The organism is Pyrobaculum sp., from assembly GCF_049971835.1.
In the GTDB taxonomy this organism is placed as follows: Archaea; Thermoproteota; Thermoprotei; order Thermoproteales; family Thermoproteaceae; genus Pyrobaculum.
Genome location: NZ_JBMFKV010000408.1, coordinates 1 through 699, shown reverse-complemented (window position 1 = coordinate 699; position 699 = coordinate 1). Strand labels below are relative to the sequence as shown.

The following is a 699-nucleotide window of genomic DNA, read 5'->3' as shown; positions in this document are numbered from 1 at the left end:
GGGCCGGGCCTCCTCGTTCTCCCCACATAGAGTATTGGCTTGTATTTTTCGAGTATCCAACCTCCCTCTGTAAAGTCGTCGGTAGCGTACACTGCCTCCACCCTCCCAATGAAAATATCGTGATCACCACCTACGTCAAGCACAGCCTTGAGGGAGCACTCTATTACGGCGGAGGCGCCCTCTATGGCGACACTGGGGATTTTTCTCGATGGTGTGAACTTGATGCCAGCCTTGTCGAATTTTTCAGACGCAAATCTCGCAGATACGTCCCCTAGAAGGGCCAGTGCCTGTGTCTTGGAGAAGTCGAGATAGTTCACGGTGAAGTAGCCGCTTTCCCTAACTAGGCGGTATGTCCTCCTCTCTGGCGCAAGCGCCGTGAGTAGTAGCGGTGGGTTTATGGACACAGCCGTGGTCCATACAGCCGGCATCGCGCCGACGAGCTCGCCCAGTTTAGTAGCTATAATAGGCACTGTGGCTGGATATATGACGTAGTGAAAAAGCTCCGGATTTACCTCCTTCATGAAAGCCTTTCCGTAGATATATTTGTATTAGTAGAGGTGGCAGGCGACGAATCTGCCGTTTTTCACCTCTCTCAGCGCCGGCTCCTCGCGGTCGCATTTCCCCTTTATTGCCACTGGGCAACGGGGGTAGAATCTACAGCCTGGCGGCGGGTTTATGGGGCTCGGGGGCTCGCCCTGG

2 protein-coding genes are annotated in these 699 nt (G+C 54.5%); both read right to left on the bottom strand.

Translation table 11 applies throughout. From position 1 onward, the window contains the following. Positions 1-521, bottom strand: a 521-nt coding sequence (locus ACP5J3_RS14990) for a flavin reductase family protein (protein WP_428496405.1), incomplete at its 3' end; no start/stop codon positions are given. Between the two features lie 27 nt (positions 522-548). Then, positions 549-699: oligopeptide/dipeptide ABC transporter ATP-binding protein (locus ACP5J3_RS14985; protein WP_428496406.1), on the bottom strand; the 151-nt coding region annotated here is incomplete at its 5' end.